The organism is Cellulomonas sp. S1-8, assembly GCF_026184235.1.
Lineage (GTDB): Bacteria > Actinomycetota > Actinomycetes > Actinomycetales > Cellulomonadaceae > Cellulomonas.
On the sequence record NZ_CP110806.1, the window covers coordinates 3,844,293 to 3,860,784 of the forward strand.

Genomic DNA, 16,492 nt, shown 5'->3' on the forward strand with positions numbered 1-16,492 from the left:
CCCGTGCCCGCCCGCTCCCGTCTCGCGCTGGTGCGCGCGCGCCTGCACCTGCCGACGGTGCGGCGTGCCACCGGCCTGCTCGACGGGCGGCACCGCGCGGTCTGGAAGGGTCACGGCGACGAGGTCGACGACCTGCACGTGTACACGCCGGGCGACGACGTGGGCGACATCGACTGGCGGGCCTCGGCGCGCTCGGCGCAGCCGGTCGTCAAGCGCTACGAGGCGACGTCGAACGTCGCCCTGGTCCTGGTCGTCGACACGGGCCGGCACATGTGCGCGACGTCGGCGGGCGGTGAGCCCAAGCAGGAGGTCGCGCAGCTCGTCGCGGACGTGGTCGCGCACCTCGCCCACCAGCGCGGGGACCGGGTCTCGCTCGTCGCGGGCGACGCGGGCCGCGTCGTGGAGGTGCCGGCGGGCGCGGGCACGACGCACCTGGAGGTGCTGCTGCGCCGCCTGGAGCGCACGTTCGACGCCGACGCCCCCGAGGGTGACCTCACGCGCCTGCTGGACCGGGTGCTGCGCCGCACCGCGCGCCGGTCGCTGGTCGTCGTGGTCACGGACGAGGCGCGGCCGGGTGCGGCCGACGAGCGCGCGCTGGCGCGGCTGCGCACGCGGCACGAGGTGATGGTCGTGCAGGTCGTGGACGCGGACCTGTTCGCGGGGAGTCTGGGACCGGCGCCGGGCACGCTCGCGGGCGCGTCGACGGCCACCGACCGCGGCCGGCCCGTCGTCGTGCCGCCGCGGGGCCGGGCCGTGCGGGACGTCGTCAGCGGGTGGTCCCTGCCCGCGTACCTGCGGGGGCGGCGCGGCGTGCGGGAGGCCGTCGCGGCGGCCCGCATCGCGCGGCACGCGGAGGTCCAGCAGCGCACGCGGCGACTGCGCGTGACGTCGGTGAGCGTGGAGAGCACGCACGACGTGCTGGACGAGATGGTCGCGCTGCTGGGGAGGGCGCGTCGTGCCGGGCGCTGAGCTGGTCGACCCGATCCCCTACGCCGGGTACTGGCCGTGGGTGGCGCTCGCGATCGTCGTCGCGGTGGTCGCCTGGTACGTGTGGGCGGTGCGCTCGACGCGCGCGCCCGCGGACGCCCCGACGCCGGCCGCGGCGCCGACACGGGTCGTCCGCCCGACCGCGCGCGTGCAGTCCGACCCGTACGCCGCGCTGCGCGGCACGACGCTCGCCCGTCTCGACGAGGTCGAACGCCGGTACCGCGCGCGGGAGATCGACATGCGCGGCGCGAACCTCGAGATCCGGTGGGCGCTGCGGGAGTTCGCGACAGGCCGCACGGGCGTGGACACCACGGCGATGACGGCGTCGACGGCCCGCCTGGACCGCCGCACGCGGCCGCTCGCGACGCTGCTGGAGAACACGTCGGTCCCGACGTTCGCCTCCACGTCCCGCACGCGGGTCACCCGGACCCTCGACCAGGCCCGCAAGCGGGTGCGCGCATGGTGACGCGCGCGGGCCTCGAGGTGCCGTGGCTGGTGCCGGCGGTCCTCGCCGTCGTCGTCGCCCTGGTCGTGGGGCTGCTGCTGCGCGACCGGCGCGGGACGACGCCCGTGGCCAACACCGACGACCTGCGCCGCGTGCCCGCGCTGCGCGCCTGGCGCGTGCGGTACCGGGTCCTGCGGGTGGGCGTCGTGCTGGCCGTGGCGGTGGCGGCGGTCGCCGCGGCGGTCCTCGCGGCGCGTCCCGTGACCGTGCAGGAGCGCACGCGGGAGCTCGCGAACCGCGACATCGTCCTGTGCCTCGACGTGTCAGGCTCGATGCTGGAGTACGACGAGCGGGTCGTCGCGACGTTCGAGCGGCTCGTCGAGGGCTTCACGGGTGAGCGCGTGGCCCTGTCGGTGTTCGACTCGACGTCGTCCACGGTGTTCCCGCTGACGGACGACTACGAGCTGGTGACGTCCCAGCTGCGCGCGGCGCGCGAGGCGTTCGCCGGTGAGGACGCGGGCACGGAGATCTTCCGCGGCACGTCCGGCATCGAGGGGCAGGCGTCGCTCGTCGGCGACGGCGTCGCGTCGTGCACGCTGCTGTTCGACCAGTTCGACGATGCGCGGTCCCGCTCGATAGTCCTCGCGACCGACAACGAGGTGTGGGGCACCCCGGTGTACTCGCTGCCCGCGGCGGTCGACCTCGCGACGTCCCGCGGCGTCGTCGTGTACGCCCTGTACCCCGACGAGGACGAGCGGTTCTTCAGCGCGTCGACGGCCGCCGAGCTGCGGATCGCCGCGGAGGGCACGGGCGGCACGTTCGCCGCGGTCGCGGACCCCGGTGCGGTGCCGACGATCCTCGACCGCGTGAAGGACAGCCAGCTCGCGGCCATGCAGGTGGACCCCGAGCAGGTCGTCACGGACGACGACGACCCGTGGGTGTGGCTGCTCTACGTCACCGGCCTCGCGGTCGTGGTCCTGGCCTGGCGGGTGCGCGCATGAGCGCCCGCGCGGTGGTCCCGGTGGCGCTGGTGCTCCTCACGGCGCTGCCGGTGCTGGCGCTGTGCGTCGGGCAGGCGCTGGGCCTGCAGGTGGGGCGCGGGGGCGTCCGTCGGTCCGACGCGCCGCGTGCCGGTGCGTGGACGTGGTGGCGGCGCGCCGTGCTCGTCGTGCTGCTGGCGGTCGTCGGCCTGACGCCCACGGTCGCCGCGACGCAGGCCGGCGGTGCGCGCGTCGGCATCCAGCTGTGGTTCGTCGTCGACCGCACCGGCTCCATGGCGGCCGAGGACTGGGGCCCCGGCGACGACGTCGTGCGGGCACCCGGCCTGGAGCCGGTCCCCGCCGTGCAGCGCCTCGACGGCGTGCGGCACGACGTGGTGGCGCTGACCCGCGACGTGCCCGGCGCCTTCTACTCGGTCGTCGCGTTCGCCGACGAGGCCGGCACGCAGCTGCCCCTGACCGACGACGCGACGGCCGTGCGCGCGTGGGCGCAGACCGTGACGCAGGAGGTCACCGCCGGGTCGGCGGGCACGACCCGCGACCGCGCGCTCGACGTCCTGGAGCGCTCGCTGCAGGACGCGCAGGACCGCGACCCCGGGATGGTGCGGCTCGTGTTCTACCTGTCCGACGGCGAGCAGACGACCGAGGTCGACGAGCCGGGCTCGTTCACGCGGATCGCGCCGCTCGTCGACGGCGGCGCGGTGCTGGGCTACGGCACCGCGGCGGGCGCGCCCATGCGCGTGTTCGACGGCACCGTCGACCCCGACGCGCCCTACATCCCCGACCCCGACGACCCGTCCCGCCCGGCGCTGTCCGTCGCCGACGAGACCGCGCTGCGCGAGGTCGCAGCCGAGCTGGGCGTGCCGTACGTGCACCGCGACGGCCCGACGAGCACCGCGGACCTCGTCGCGGGCGTCGACGTCGACGCGATCACCGCCGACGGCCGCACCGACCTGAGCTCACGTCGCGACGTCGTGTGGCCGTTCGCGCTGCTCGCGGGCGTACTGCTCGCCGCCGAGGCGTGGACGTGGGCGCGCGCGTCGAGCCGGCTGCGGGGACGACGATGAGCCGCCGCGCCGACGCCCGGCGCGTCCGCCGCGAGGCCGCCGACCAGCAGGCCGCCGCCTGGGCCGCGGCCGCCGAGACGAGCCGCCGCACCGCTGCCACCAAGGGCCGCGGGAAGCAGCAGACCAACGCCCAGCGTCGTGCCGCGAAGCGGGCCCGCCTCCAGGCCATGCCCCCGCACGCGCGGCGCCGACGCCGCCTGCTGCAGTGGAGCTGGCTGCCGGCGCTGCTGCTGCTGGCCTTCGCCTGGAACGTCGCGGCGGTCGGCCCCGGGTACCGCGAGGCGCGGGAGGCGTACGACGAGGGCGATCCCTGGGAGGCCGGCGAGGCGTTCGAGCGCGTCGACGGCTGGGCCGTCGTCGAGGGCTGGAAGGGCGCGTTCAACACCGGGACGGCCTACTACCGCGCGGAGCGGTACACCCGGGCGGTCCAGTACCTCGACGAGGCCCTGGCGACCGTGCCCCTCGCGCACCGCTGCGACGTCCAGACCAACCGCGCCCTCGCGCTGCAGGCCCACGAGAAGGACGCACGGGCGAACGCCGAGGAGCAGCTGGCCGAGACGCAGGCCCTCGCCGAGGCGTTCGCCGCGCAGGAGGCCGGCGAGCCGTACGACGCGCAGGTCCTCGAGCCACCGTACGAGGGTGCCGATGCGCCCGTGGTCGCCGACGTGGCCGACGAGCTGCGGTACGCGGGCTACCTGTTCCGCTTGGCCGCGGACGACGCGGCGCTCGCTGCCGAGGCGCTGGCGGACCCGGCGTGCACGCCTCCCCCGTCGGCAGGCGGCGGCGGGGGCGAGGACGAGGAGCAGGGCGAGCAGGGCGAGGACGAGGAGCAGGGCGGCGGCGAGGGCAGCGAGGGCGAGCAGGGCGAGGAGCAGGACGAGGAGCAGCAGGAGGGCGGTGCCGGCGGCACCGACCCGCAGACGGCTGCCGAGGAGCGCATGCAGGACCTGCTCGAGACGGCCGCCGAGGTCGAGCGCCTCGCGCAGGCCGCGGCGGACGGCACCCTGGAGGGCACCCCGACGCTCGGCGACGGCGAGCAGGAGACGCAGGACCCGGCCGAGGCCGAGGCCGAGCGCCAGGCGCAGCTCGCCGAGCGTAACGGTCAGGGCGGGGGCGGGGCGGGGCAGGAGTCCCCGGGTCCGGGCGAGGGGTCCGGCTCGGCGCCCGGCGGCGGCACCGAGCCCGGGACCGGCGGGGGCGGCGGCGGGCGCAACTGGTGAGCCGTCGGGTGCGGGGGTCCCGGGTGCGCGGGTCCTGGGTGCGCGGGTCGCGGGTGCGCGGGTCCCGGGTGCGAGGATCGGACCCGTGACCGACCTGCCCGACCTGCCCCGCGTCGACGTCGTCCCCGACGTGCGGCTCGTCGCCGTCGACATGGACGGATCGCTGCTGGACGACGCCAAACGCGTCGACCCGTCGTTCTGGCCGCTGCTCGACACGCTCGTCGCGCGCGGCATCGCGGTGTGCCCGGCGAGCGGGCGGCAGTACGCGACGCTGCGCCGGGAGTTCGGCCGCGACGACCTCGTGTACATCGCGGAGAACGGTGCTCTCGTCGTGCGCGGCGGTGGGGCGCCGACGGTCGACGGGCTCGACGCGGACGTCGCGCGGGACGTCGTGCGCGAGGTGCGGCGCCTCGCGGCGGGCGGCGCGGACCTGGGGGTCGTGCTGTGCGGCCTGCGCAGCGCGTACGTCGAGCGCACGGACGCGGCCTTCCTGGCGCAGTGCGAGCCGTACTACGCGCTGCTGGAGCGGGTGCCGGACCTCGACGTCGTCGACGACGTCGTCCTCAAGGTCGCGGTCTACGACTTCGGTCCCGCGGCCACGGGGGCCGGCCCGGCGCTGGCGGGCTTCGGTGACGTCGCGTCGGTCCTGGTCAGCGGCGCGCACTGGGTGGACGTCATGAGCCCGACGGCCGACAAGGGGCACGCGCTGCGCGAGGTGCAGCGGGCGCTGGGTGTCACGCCGGAGCAGACGGTCGCGTTCGGCGACTACCTCAACGACGTCGGCATGCTCGCGGCGGCCCACTGGTCCTTCGCGATGGACAACGCGCACCCGGACGTGCGGGCGGGCGCGCGGTTCGTGGCGCCGTCGAACGCCGAGAACGGCGTCGTCCGCACGTTGCGCGCGCTGCTGCACCTGTCCTGAACGAGCCCCCGGCGACCCCTTGTCGACCTCAAGGCACAGGTGTAGCTTTGACACGTAAGCAAACGCTGACAGGTGTAACGCTGACAGATGTAGAGGCCAGATGACACAGCAGAGCGACGGCGACCACCTCGTCGCGGTGCTCGCGGCGCTCGCGCACCCGGTGCGGCTGCGGATCGTCGCGCAGCTCGCCCAGGGCCGCGACTACGTCAGCCACCTGGCGCGGGAGCTCGGCATCAGCCGCCCGCTCCTGCACATGCACCTGCAGCGTCTCGAGGCTGCCGGGATCATCACCGGCAGCCACGAGATCTCCGACGACGGCAAGGCGCTGCGCTACGTCGAGCTCACCGAGCTCGACCTGCACCTCACCCCCCGGCTCGTGGCGGACGCCGCGGCCACCCTCACCCCACCGGAGGACGCCTGATGGACTGGCCCACCGTGATCCTCATCCTCGGCGTGCTGGCGATCGCCACGTTCGTCGCAGTCATCGTCGTCGCGACCCGCAACGAGTCGCGCCGCCTCGACATCGACACCGAGCGCAGCGAGGAGATCCGCCGCCTCGTGACGCGCTACGAGGAGCTCGCCACCGGGACGCGCGACGCGCAGCAGCGCGCCGCCGCCGACCTCGCCGAGCTGCACACCCGCGTCGTCGGCGTCGAGAAGCTGCTGAGGAGCGTCGAGTGACCACCACCGCGGCACCGACCACCACCGACGCCCTCGTCACGACCGCGTACGGCCCGGTGCAGCGGGTCGTGCGGCACGACACCGTCCCCGTGCGCGCGCTGCGCCGGGGCGAGGTCCTGGTCCGCACCGCCGCCGTGTCGCTGAACGCCGCGGACCTCCTGATCGCGCACGGCGAGCCGCGGGTCGCCCGCCTGGCGTTCGGGGTCGGACGACCCCGGGAGGCGGTGCGCGGGCGCGACCTGGCCGGCGTCGTGGCCGTCGTCGGACCCGACGTCACCGCGTGGGAGGTCGGTGACCGCGTCGCCGCCGAGATCCCCGGCGCGCTGGCCCGCCTGGTGCCCGCACGCGCCGACCGCCTCGCGCGCGTCCCCGATGACGTGTCGTGGACGGACGCCGCGACCGTGCCGCTCGCCGGGGTCACCGCGCTGCAGGCGGTCCGCAAGGCGGGCGTCCGCGCCGGGGACCGCGTCCTGGTCACGGGCGCCGCGGGGGGTGTCGGCTCGTTCGTCGTGCAGCTGCTGCGCGCGGCGGGCGCCGACGTGGTCGGCGAGTGCCGTCCCGAGACCGCAGCCACCGTCGTGGGCCTCGGGGCCGAGCCGCTCGACCGCGGCACACCCCTGGGCGTCGGCACGTACGCCGCCGCGATCGAGGTCGGCGGCGGGCGCACGCTGGGTGAGCTGCGGCGCGCCGTCGTCCCGGGCGGCACGGTCGTCCTGGCCTCCGGGCACGCGCCCGGACCCTTCGGGGTGCTCGGGCGGCTCGTCGGGGCGCCCGTGCTCTCCCTGGTCGTCCCGCAGCGGCTGCGCCCGCTCGCGGCGTCGTCCCGGCCCGCCGACGTCACCGAGCTGCTGGGCGCCGTCGCCGCCGGGACCCTGCGTCCGCTCGTCGGGGCGACCGTGCCGTTCGAGCGCGGGGAGGAGGCCTTCGCGCTGCTCGACACCGGTGGCGTGCGCGGCAAGGTCGTCGTCACGTTCTGAAGGTGCGGGCGTGCGCACCGCGAGGTGTCATGGGGACATGCACACACGCTTCCTCAAGGACGTCCCCGTCAGCGCGATCGGCCTGGGCGGCATGCCCATGAGCATCGAGGGCCGCCCCGACCGGGACCGCTCGATCGCCACGATCCACGCCGCACTGGACGCGGGAGTCACCCTGGTCGACACCGCCGACGCGTACCACCTGCACGCGGACGAGGTCGGCCACAACGAGGAGCTCATCGCCGAGGCGCTGCGCTCGTGGGGCGGCGACACGTCGCGCGTCGTCCTGTCGACCAAGGGCGGGCACCTGCGCCCCGGTGACGGGTCGTGGACGCTCGACGGGTCCCCCGAGCACCTGCACGCCGCGGCGCGGGAGTCCGCGCGTCGGCTCGGCGTCGAGCAGATCGGCCTCTACCACTTCCACCGTCCCGACCCGCAGGTGCCGTACGCCGAGTCCGTCGGCGCGATCGTCGAGCTGCTCGACTCCGGGCTGATCCGGCTCGCCGCCATCTCCAACGCGGACCCCGACCAGATCCGGCTCGCGAACGACCTGCTGGGCGGGCGACTGGCCGCGGTGCAGAACCAGTACTCCCCCGCGTTCCGCTCCTCGCAGCCCGAGCTCGACCTGTGCGCCGAGCTCGGCATCGCGTTCCTGCCGTGGAGCCCGCTGGGCGGCATCGCGAAGGCCGGCGACCTCGGGTCGCACTTCGACGCGTTCGCGCAGGTCGCCGACGCCCACGGGGTCAGCCCGCAGCAGGTCGCGCTCGCGTGGGAGCTCGCTCAGGCCGACGTCGTCGTCCCGATCCCGGGGGCCTCGCGACCTGCGTCGATCCAGGACTCCGTGCTCGCGGCGGACCTGCAGCTCACTCCCGACGAGCTCACGGCGCTCAACGCCACCGCGGCCTGACGGGTCAGTCCGTCCCGTCGAGCGCCGGCGGCGGCGCCTGCAGGTCGATCGCCCGCAGCGCGACCGCGTGCTCGACGCCCAGCGCCCGTCCCTGCGCGCGGGTGACCGCGGGGATCAGGTCGGCGGGGGCGGGGTGCCACGGCAGCAGCGCGAGGTACTCGCGGTGCGCCTCGAGCGACGCGATCGCGCGCTGCAGCGGCGCACCCGAGACGTCGACGGCGTGCGTCGGGTGCGGATCCTGCGCCACGAGCACCCAGCGCACCGAGCACGGTTCGAGGCCCGCGTCGAGCAGGTCGGTGAACACCCAGCGGTTGCCGGCGTCGCGCACCGCGTCGACGGCGGCGAGCCCCGCCGCGCGGTGGTCCGCCTGGTTGAGGCCGTACGGCAGCACCTCCGCCCAGGACGTGGTGAGGACCGCGTCCGGGCGGAAGCGCCGGATCGCGGCGGCGATGTCGTGGCGCAGGTCCAGGCCGTAGACGAGCACACCGTCCGGGTGCTCCAGGAAGTCGACCTGCGTGACGCCGACCGCGAGCGACCCGGCGACCTGCTCGCGCACGCGCAGCTCCGCGGCGCGCGCCGGCTCGACGCCGTCCATGCCCGCCTCCCCGCGCGTCAGCAGCAGGTACGCGACCTCGATGCCGCGCGCGGTCCACGCCGCGACCGCCGCGGACGTGCCGTACTCGAGGTCGTCGGGGTGCGCGACGACGCACAGCACGCGGGTCAACGCGTCGTCGGGCAGGTGCGGCAGGCTCGTCTCGACCATCCCCCCACGCTAGCGAGATCCCTCGGTCTCGCGAGACCGAACGAACCGGGCCCACCGGCACGGGACCCCTCGGTCTCGCGAGACCGACGGAACCGGGCTCACCGGTGCGGGATTTCTCGGTCTCGCGAGACCGAAGAAACCGGGCTCACCGGCACGGGACCCCTCGGTCTCGCGAGACCGAGGGAACCGGGCTCACCGGTGCGGGATTTCTCGGTCTCGCGGGGGGGCGTGGCGCCGGGTGGGTCCCGCCCCTCGGACGCTGTCCTCCGAGCGGTCGCCACCTCGCCGACCGGGGCCACCCGGACGGGTGATTGCGGTCCGTGTGTCCACACATCCGGTCCACAGGCCTGTGTCTGGCGGGTGGGTTCGCAGGTCGGCCTGTGGACGACGCTGTGGACGGACCGGTGGACGAAACCGGCACCCCCGACCCCCTTGTGACCCCCGGGTGACAGGGCTAGAACTGGGTGATCGGCCCTGATCGATCGCACCACCAGCGGGAACGCTCCCCAGGGGGCAGGACCGCGGCGACGGACGATCGCCGGGGACGGACCGACCGGAGAACGCGCGACCCCTCGGCGGGGCGACCCGCTGACCTGTGGATGACGCTGCAGGGCTCGCACCGGCACCGGCAGGTCGATCATGGTCGTCCCGCTCGCGGCGGACCGGTTCGCCGGCCCACCGGGTGCCGGGGCGGAGCCGCGTCGTCAACGGCGGCGTCGGTCACCGGGTCACCGGTGACCCATGACCCATGGTCACCGGAGGCCCCTCGGACGCCCTGCTCCGAGGGGCCTCCGCCGTGCCCCCGGCGTCCGGCCGCTCAGACCGTCGGCACCGACTCCACGAGGATCGTCACCGGGCCGTCGTTGACGAGCTCGACGGCCATGTCGGCCCCGAACCGCCCCGTCGCGACCTCGAGCCCGCGTCCGCGCAACGCCGCGACGACGGCGTCGACGAGCGGCTCCGCGACCGCGCCGGGCGCCGCCGCGTTCCACGTGGGGCGCCTGCCCTTGCGCACGTCGGCGTACAGCGTGAACTGGCTGACGACGAGCACCGGCGCCCCGACCTCGACGGCCGAGCGCTCGTCCCGCAGGATCCGCAGCTCGGCGATCTTGCGGGCGACGACCTCGACCTGGGCGGGACCGTCGCCGGGGGTCACGCCGACGAGGGCGAGCAGCCCGGGACGGTCGATCGCGCCCACGACCTCGCCGTCGACGCGCACGGCCGCGCGCGTCACGCGCTGCACGACCGCCCTCACGCGCGCGTCCGCCCCGTCACGCGTGCGGCCCGAACGTCGCGCGGACCGCACCCACCGGCTGCCCGTGCCCCAGCACGGGAGTCCGACCGACGTCCGCGACGAGCGCGGGGTCGACGCCCGCGAGCGCGAGAGCGGCCGCCAGCACGGCGGCGCGCGGGCGGCCCGACCCGTCGAGCACCTTGAGCGCGACCGCGCCGCCGTCCGCGAGCCCGGCGGCGTAGACCCCGTCGGCGCCGTCCTTGGCGACGAGACCCGGCACGGCCGACATGAACGCGGTGACGTCGCGGCCGCTGCCGCCGACGTGCCACGGGTGGGCTGCCATGGCCCGCCCGACGCGCGCCGGTGCGGACCCGTCCTGCCCGGCGGCGGCCGCAGCGGCCACGGTCCCGAACGCCCGCGCGAGCCCGCTGAGCGTCGTCGACAGCAGGGGCGCACCGCAGCCGTCGACGGTGACGTGCTCGACGGGCGCACCCGTGAGCTCGGCCGTCGCCGCGACGACGGCCCGCTGCAGCGGGTGCGCCGGGTCCAGGTACGTGCCCGTCGCCCAGCCGGCGGCGCGGCACGTCGCGAGCATGCCGGCGTGCTTGCCGGAGCAGTTCTGCGTGAGCGGGGCGGCCCCGTGGCCCTGCGCGCGCCGCTCCCACGCGGCGTCGGGGGCCAGCGGCCAGTCGGGGGTGTTCTGCAGGTCGGCCTCGGTGAGCCCGGCGCCCGCGAGCAGGCCGCGCACGACGTCGAGGTGCCCGTCCTCGCCCGAGTGGCTCGCGCAGACGAGCGCGAGGTCCGCGCCGGCCACGTCGAGCCCGTGCCGCAGCATCGCGACGGCCTGCAGGGGCTTGAGGGAGGACCGCGGCCAGATCACGACGTCCGGGTCCCCGAACGCGTGGCGCACCGACCCGTCGGGCGCGAGCACGACCACGTGCCCCAGGTGCACCGACTCCACGAGCCCGCCGCGGTGCACGAGCGCCAGGGGCACCGCCCCGGTGGCGACGTCGGGCGCGCTCACCACCCGCCCCGCGTGGGACCGCCGCCGCGGCGGCGCGAGTACGGCGCGACGGCCGGGCGCACGTCGACGAGGTAGACGATCGCCGCGGCCGCGCTGACCAGCGCGAGGAAGCTGGGGAAGTCCAGCGGCAGCCCCAGGGGCGGCGGGATCGAGATGAACGCGACGACGGTGGCGACGACCAGCACCCACGTCCAGAACGTGCGCGTGCGCTTGCCGGCGGTCGTGAAGGCCGCGGCGGGCCTGCGCAGACAGTCGACGAGGGCCCACGCGGCCAGCGCGAAGATCGCGACGTAGAAGACGAGGAACAGGACGACCTGCGTCCACCCGATGATGCTCACGCGCCAGAGCCTACGAGACGCCGCAGGCACCGGCCGGGTCCGCGCGTCCTGCTCACCCGCGCGGCAGGACCGTCAGCCCCTCGGCGCGCGCCGCCGCCGCGAGGTGCTCGTCCCAGACGAGGACGAGCAGGTCGTCCGACCGCAGGGTCAGCGCGGAGGCGAGGTGCACCGCGTCCGCGGCACGCAGGGCGTGCACGTCGACGAGCCGCGCGGCCTCGTCGAGCACCGCCGACGACGTCTCGACGAGCCGCAGCCCGGGTCGCAGCCGGTGCCACGCGGCGGACGCGGTGCGCGTGTCGTCGTCGTCGAGCAGGCCCGCGCGATGCCCCGACGCGAGCACCGAGCGGACCTCGGCGTCCGCGAGCCGGGACGTCGCGACCAGGTCGGCGCCGTCCCAGACGGCCGCGACGAGGTCCGTGCCGGGCTCGGCGACGCACAGCTTCACCAGCGCGCTGGTGTCGAGGTACGCGAGGGCCATCGGCTCAGCGGCGCAGCCGACGGACCAGGCCGGACACGGACCGCGCCGGGTGAGCGGCGCGATCGGGCTCGGCGGCCGGACGTTCCGCGGCGGCGGGCGTCAGCAGGCCGTCGCGCTCGAGCTGCGCGACGAGGTCTGCCGACCCGATGCCGACGAGCCGCGCGACGGGGACGCCGCGCTCGGTGACGACGACGTCCTGCCCCGCGCGTGCCGTCTCGATCCACTGCCTGAGCTCCGCGCGCAAGGCGCTGACCGCGACCTCCATGGCCCGACGCTACCGGCCCGCCACCCCGCACCCGCCACACCACACCGCGACCGGAACCCCACTCACCGCATCGGGCACCGGAAAGTGACCCAGGTTCCGGTCGGCGGGGGTGGGGGCGGCGGGGACGTCAGCTGTGACCGTCAGCACCAACTGGCGGAGTCCTAGCAGAGCTATCTGGCGGGACGGCAGGTCGGTAGCGTCTGGCGCTCCAGCGCAAGATCGGCGACGGCGGAGACAGATACTCAGTGGGCCACGCCGGGAAAGCGGCTGAGCGCTCACGGTTCGACGAGGAGGCGAAGTGCGGCGTCAGGCGATCGTCCCGTGGTGCGCGTTCGTCTGGCTGCTCGCAGGCTGCGGTGGCGTGAACGACTCAGCGTCGCTTGCGGCTGAAGCCTCCCCAGCGGTTCCTTTCGAGCTCCTCACCCACTGCGGTGTGCACGAGCTCAACACCGATGACGAGCGCTTCTTCGAGCGTGTCGACGGTCCTCTGACGGACGGCAACGGGAATCCGCCGCCCGGGTGGGGTAACCCGTTCCAGAGCGGACAGCTCGTGATTGTGGACGACTCCGCCGTGTTCACGGATGACGTCGGCCACCGCGAGGAGTTTCGGCTGCGAGAGGGTGCGACCGACTTCCTGCAGATCTGCTCGTAGCCAGCGAAGACAGGCGTGCGAGCCGCTCGGAGTCAGTGGCCGATGAGGAGTGCTTCGCGGGCGGCTTCGACGACCTCGGGCTGACGGCGCTGACGTGGTTGATATCGCGGATGCGATTGATCTGAGTGAGGAGTCGGTCGACGAGGCGGAAGGTGCCGCCGGTGTGACGCGGGCGACTGTCGTGATGGCGGCGGTCTGGGCCAGGTCGTCGCCGTCGGTCTGCTGATCCGATTGGCCCCGCAGTTCTAGTGCCGAAGGTCACAGGCGTCGGCGGCGAGTGGAACCCCACTCACCGCATCGGCCACCCGAACGGGACCCAGGTTCCGGTCGGCGGGGGTGGGGCGGCGGCGGGGGCGGCGCGCGTCAGAGCTCCGGGAGGGCGGTGCGGGCGGCGCCGGGGTCGCAGCCGGCGGCCTCCAGGAGGTCGACGACGAGCGAGCGCAGCAGCAGCGCCAGCGACTGGGTCTGCCAGTCGGCGGGCGCGAGCGTGTGCGGGTCGAGGGTCGCGGCGACCTCGAGCAGCCGCACGCGTGCCGGGTGCGGGTCACGGCCGGAGCCGAGGGCGAGCGCGAGGTCGTCGGTCCCCCGTCCTACCTCGCCGACCACGTCGGCCAGTCGGGGCAGCCCGGGCGCGACGTGCCCCTCGTCGACGGCCGCGACCGAGCGGCGCGCCAGCACGCGCGCGTTGCGCATCGCGCGGTCGAGCAGCACCGACTCCACGACGAGCCGGTCCAGCTCGCCGCGGTGCCGCCGGTGCGCGGGCGCCAGACGCACCAGCTCGGCGGCCGACCGTGCCGACTCGCGCCACTCGTCGAGCGCGGGCTGCGACGCCCGTCCCGTCAGGAGCGCGGCCTCGACGTCCTCGACGGACCGGGTCCGCAGCCCGCGCGCCAGGGCGTCGAGCACCCCGGCGAGCTCCTCCACCGCGGCCCGCGCGAGGGTGCGCGGGTGCCGGCGCGGGTCGGTGGGTGTGAGCAGCGCGAACGCGAGCGCGACGAGACCCCCGACGACCGCGTCGACCCACCGCCCCACCGGCCCCCCGCCGATCTGCGGCAGCCCGACGATGACGATCGCCTGCACGCCGGCCTGCGTGGTGAGCAGCGCGCCGCGGTCCAGGAACCGGCCGATCAGCGCGGACACCGCCAGGACGAGCGCGAGCTGCCACAGCCCGGACCCGATGACGTGCACGACGAGGTCCCCCGCGGCGACGCCGATCGCGACCCCGCCGGCCAGCTCGGCGACGCGCCGCACGGAGCGGTCGCGCCCGAAGCCCAGCGCGACCCACGCGGCGACGGGCGCGAAGAACGGCATCTCGTGCCCGAAGACGTGCAGGCTGATGCCGTACGCGATGCCCGCGGCCGCGGACGCCTGCAGGATCAGCCCCCACGACGCGCGCACGCGCGCCCACCCCGCCCGGACGCGGGACCCGACCTGCAGGCGCAGCGCCGCGAACGACGGCAGGGCGGTCGGCGCGCTCACGCCCTACGCCCGGGCCGTCACGAGCCGAGCATCGGGTGCTGGCCGAGGCCGCGGGTCAGCGGCCCGCGCGCGGCGGGACGGTCCGCCGACACGCCCTCGCCCCGCACCACGACCTCCTGGCCGGCCGAGATCGCACCGCCGTCGCTGTCGACGAGCAGCACGGCGTCCTCGGGGACGGACCTCTTGACGACGGCCAGCGCGACGGGACCCAGCTCGTGGTGGCGCGCGACCGACGTCACGTGCCCCACCTGCCGACCCTGCTCGGCCGCCTCGGCACCGCCGGCGGTCGGTGCGGCGGCGGACGGCAGCCGCACGGCCGCCCCGACCTCCGGCACCAGGTGGCCCGACCCGTCGAGGTGCAGCAGGACGAGCCGGCGCGGCGGCTTGCCGAGGTTGTGCACCCGCGCCACGGTCTCCTGCCCCCGGTAGCAGCCCTTGGCCAGGTGCACCGAGGTGCGCAGCCAGTCGAGCTCGTGCGGGATCGTCCGGTCGTCGACCTCGTGCGACGTGCGCGGCCGCCACGCCTCGATGCGCAGCGCCTCCGACGCCCACGTGCCGGCGAGCGGCCAGCCGGTGGCCTCGCGCGCCCGCACCTCCTCGACCAGCCGGTCGCGCGGCACCAGCACGAGGCGCCAGCGGCGGTCGACCCCGGGGTGGGCGTCGTCGTCGGGTCCGTACCGGGTGCCGCCGGGTGCGGTGCGCGGCCACGGGTCGCGCCAGGTGACGGGTTCGCCGTCGGCGCCCTCGGCGTCGACGGGCTCGGCGAGCGCCGCCCACGCGTCGGTGACGTCCGCGACCTCGACGCGCAGCATGAACCGCATGCGGTCGAGCCACGCGGCCAGGGCCGGTGCGGTCTCGGTGAGCAGCCAGGTCGTCGTGCCGTCGTCCACGACGCCCGCGGCGTGCTCGACGTGGCCGTGCGGGTCGAGCACGAGCAGCTCGGTGGACGTGCGCGGGGGCAGCGCGGCGACGTCCTGCGACGTCAGCGAGTGCAACCAGGTGAGGCGGTCGGGCCCGGTGACGGTGACGACGCCGACGTGCGACTGGTCGACGACCGCGCCGCCGCGGGTCAGGGCCCGCTGCTCGGCCGTCGGGTCGCCGTAGTGCCACGCGACGCCCGCGTCTGCGCCGGCCGCGGCGACCGCGCCGCGCCGCGCGAGCAGGGGGCTGCGGTGCCGCGGTGCGGGGGCCGCGGCCACGCCACCCGTCGTGCCGTCCTGCAGGTCGTCCACCATGTCAGTCCTCCACCCGGACGAGACGACCCGACGCGTACGACTGCATCGGGTGGCCGAAGGCGGCCAGGTCGTGCGCCCACATCAGGTCGCCCTCGACCAGGCCGTACAGGCGCCGGCCGGCGTTGACCTCGGCGCCCGTCGCGGTGTGCGCGACCAGGTCCGACGCCAGGTCGATGCGGCCGTTGCCGACCATGCCGACGTACACGGCGACGTGGCCGGACGGGTCGGCGAGCAGCAGCTCGACCGGGTGCTGGTCCGGTGAGAGGTCGGCGGGGCGCTCCGGCGGCACGCGCCAGTACCCGGACTCCGTGGACCACACCGGGTCGGCGGTCGGGTCCGGCAGGGTCGCGGGCGGGGAGTCGGGGTCGACGGCGACGAGGGCGTCGGGGTCGATCGCCGCGACGTCGTCCGGCGCGACGACGAGCCGGATCGTGGTGCGATAGGCCAGGTACGGGCCGCCGTCGTGGGTGACCTCGAGGTCCTGCGTGAAGGCGCGCTCCTCGATGCCGGGGTACCCGACGACGCCCTCGCCGCGCCAGCGTCCGACGAGCCAGGCGAGCGGGTAGACCTCGGGTGCGAGCCCCTCGGGCAGCACGAACGGCACGTAGCCTCCTCGGCTCGGGCGCGCGTCGGCGACGTGCCGACGCTCACGGACGGGGACGACCGGTGGGTCGCCCACGGGGCGCAGGTCAGCGCCGAGCCGTCAGCGCTGCCCCTTGTACAGGCGGTAGGCGACGAAGCACGCGAACCACCCGATCGTCAGGGTGGCCAGCACGAGCAGACCGATGAAGAAGCCCTCGAGCGCAGTCATGCACCGATCCTA

The 16,492-nt window shown here is 75.8% G+C and carries 20 protein-coding genes; 11 read left to right on the forward strand and 9 right to left on the reverse strand.

What is annotated here, in order from left to right; genetic code table 11:
* The first annotated feature begins 3 nt into the window (after positions 1–3).
* The 10 genes from OKX07_RS17280 to OKX07_RS17325 all read left to right on the forward strand — a co-directional run bounded on the left by OKX07_RS17280 (position 4) and on the right by OKX07_RS17325 (position 8,201).
* Complete coding sequence (locus OKX07_RS17280) at positions 4–969, forward strand: DUF58 domain-containing protein (protein ID WP_265629225.1); 966 nt, start codon at positions 4–6, stop codon at positions 967–969.
* Positions 956–1,453 (forward strand): hypothetical protein, encoded by a 498-nt coding sequence (locus tag OKX07_RS17285; protein WP_265629226.1) that lies wholly within the window; start codon positions 956–958, stop codon positions 1,451–1,453. The genes OKX07_RS17280 and OKX07_RS17285 overlap by 14 nt, the downstream gene beginning before the upstream one ends.
* A complete protein-coding gene (locus tag OKX07_RS17290) occupies positions 1,447–2,433 on the forward strand; it encodes a VWA domain-containing protein (protein ID WP_265629227.1) in 987 nt (328 codons plus the stop codon). Before OKX07_RS17285 ends, OKX07_RS17290 begins: the two co-directional genes overlap by 7 nt.
* On the forward strand, positions 2,430–3,497 hold the full coding sequence (locus OKX07_RS17295) for a VWA domain-containing protein (RefSeq protein WP_265629228.1): 1,068 nt from the start codon (positions 2,430–2,432) through the stop codon (positions 3,495–3,497). The genes OKX07_RS17290 and OKX07_RS17295 overlap by 4 nt, the downstream gene beginning before the upstream one ends.
* Complete coding sequence (locus tag OKX07_RS17300) at positions 3,494–4,717, forward strand: hypothetical protein (RefSeq protein ID WP_265629229.1); 1,224 nt, start codon at positions 3,494–3,496, stop codon at positions 4,715–4,717. The genes OKX07_RS17295 and OKX07_RS17300 overlap by 4 nt, the downstream gene beginning before the upstream one ends.
* Before the next feature lie 151 nt (positions 4,718–4,868).
* Complete coding sequence (locus OKX07_RS17305; RefSeq protein WP_265631951.1) at positions 4,869–5,639, forward strand: HAD hydrolase family protein; 771 nt, start codon at positions 4,869–4,871, stop codon at positions 5,637–5,639.
* Positions 5,640–5,739: 100 nt separating this feature from the next.
* Positions 5,740–6,060 carry an ArsR/SmtB family transcription factor gene (locus tag OKX07_RS17310; RefSeq protein WP_265629230.1) on the forward strand — a complete coding sequence of 107 codons (321 nt, stop codon included), beginning with the start codon at positions 5,740–5,742 and terminating at the stop codon, positions 6,058–6,060.
* A complete protein-coding gene (locus tag OKX07_RS17315) occupies positions 6,060–6,320 on the forward strand; it encodes a hypothetical protein (protein WP_265629231.1) in 261 nt (86 codons plus the stop codon). Before OKX07_RS17310 ends, OKX07_RS17315 begins: the two co-directional genes overlap by 1 nt.
* Positions 6,317–7,297 carry an NAD(P)-dependent alcohol dehydrogenase gene (locus OKX07_RS17320; protein ID WP_265629232.1) on the forward strand — a complete coding sequence of 327 codons (981 nt, stop codon included), beginning with the start codon at positions 6,317–6,319 and terminating at the stop codon, positions 7,295–7,297. The genes OKX07_RS17315 and OKX07_RS17320 overlap by 4 nt, the downstream gene beginning before the upstream one ends.
* Positions 7,298–7,334: 37 nt before the next feature.
* Positions 7,335–8,201, forward strand: coding sequence for an aldo/keto reductase (locus tag OKX07_RS17325; RefSeq protein ID WP_265629233.1), 867 nt, complete (start codon positions 7,335–7,337; stop codon positions 8,199–8,201).
* A 4-nt stretch (positions 8,202–8,205) separates the two neighbouring features.
* Here OKX07_RS17325 and OKX07_RS17330 read toward each other — a convergent pair whose 3' ends face one another.
* From OKX07_RS17330 to OKX07_RS17355, 6 genes are all read right to left on the reverse strand, one after another.
* Positions 8,206–8,964, reverse strand: a complete 759-nt coding sequence (locus OKX07_RS17330) for a PIG-L deacetylase family protein (RefSeq protein WP_265629234.1) — start codon at positions 8,962–8,964, stop codon at positions 8,206–8,208.
* A gap of 817 nt (positions 8,965–9,781) precedes the next feature.
* Positions 9,782–10,219: a D-aminoacyl-tRNA deacylase gene (dtd, locus tag OKX07_RS17335; RefSeq protein ID WP_265629235.1), complete on the reverse strand. Its 438-nt coding sequence runs from the start codon at positions 10,217–10,219 to the stop codon at positions 9,782–9,784.
* 16 nt (positions 10,220–10,235) lie between these two features.
* Positions 10,236–11,222 carry an asparaginase gene (locus tag OKX07_RS17340; protein ID WP_265629236.1) on the reverse strand — a complete coding sequence of 329 codons (987 nt, stop codon included), beginning with the start codon at positions 11,220–11,222 and terminating at the stop codon, positions 10,236–10,238.
* Positions 11,219–11,560: a DUF2516 family protein gene (locus OKX07_RS17345; RefSeq protein WP_265629237.1), complete on the reverse strand. Its 342-nt coding sequence runs from the start codon at positions 11,558–11,560 to the stop codon at positions 11,219–11,221. The genes OKX07_RS17340 and OKX07_RS17345 overlap by 4 nt, the downstream gene beginning before the upstream one ends.
* A gap of 52 nt (positions 11,561–11,612) precedes the next feature.
* On the reverse strand, positions 11,613–12,038 hold the full coding sequence (locus OKX07_RS17350) for a type II toxin-antitoxin system VapC family toxin (RefSeq protein ID WP_265629238.1): 426 nt from the start codon (positions 12,036–12,038) through the stop codon (positions 11,613–11,615).
* A gap of 4 nt (positions 12,039–12,042) precedes the next feature.
* Positions 12,043–12,303, reverse strand: a complete 261-nt coding sequence (locus OKX07_RS17355; RefSeq protein ID WP_265629239.1) for a type II toxin-antitoxin system Phd/YefM family antitoxin — start codon at positions 12,301–12,303, stop codon at positions 12,043–12,045.
* 298 nt (positions 12,304–12,601) lie between these two features.
* Here OKX07_RS17355 and OKX07_RS17360 point away from each other — a divergent pair, with 298 nt between their 5' ends.
* A complete protein-coding gene (locus OKX07_RS17360) occupies positions 12,602–12,955 on the forward strand; it encodes a hypothetical protein (RefSeq protein WP_265629240.1) in 354 nt (117 codons plus the stop codon).
* 363 nt (positions 12,956–13,318) lie between these two features.
* Here OKX07_RS17360 and OKX07_RS17365 read toward each other — a convergent pair whose 3' ends face one another.
* From OKX07_RS17365 to OKX07_RS17375, 3 genes are read right to left on the reverse strand one after another with little or no spacing between them, the layout of a single operon-like run.
* On the reverse strand, positions 13,319–14,434 hold the full coding sequence (locus OKX07_RS17365; protein ID WP_265629241.1) for an FUSC family protein: 1,116 nt from the start codon (positions 14,432–14,434) through the stop codon (positions 13,319–13,321).
* 17 nt (positions 14,435–14,451) lie between these two features.
* Positions 14,452–15,669, reverse strand: a complete 1,218-nt coding sequence (locus tag OKX07_RS17370; RefSeq protein WP_265629242.1) for a YgfZ/GcvT domain-containing protein — start codon at positions 15,667–15,669, stop codon at positions 14,452–14,454.
* 1 nt (position 15,670) lies between these two features.
* Entirely contained in the window at positions 15,671–16,273 is a 603-nt protein-coding gene (locus OKX07_RS17375; protein ID WP_265629243.1) for an FABP family protein, read from the reverse strand.
* Positions 16,274–16,492 lie beyond the last annotated feature (219 nt).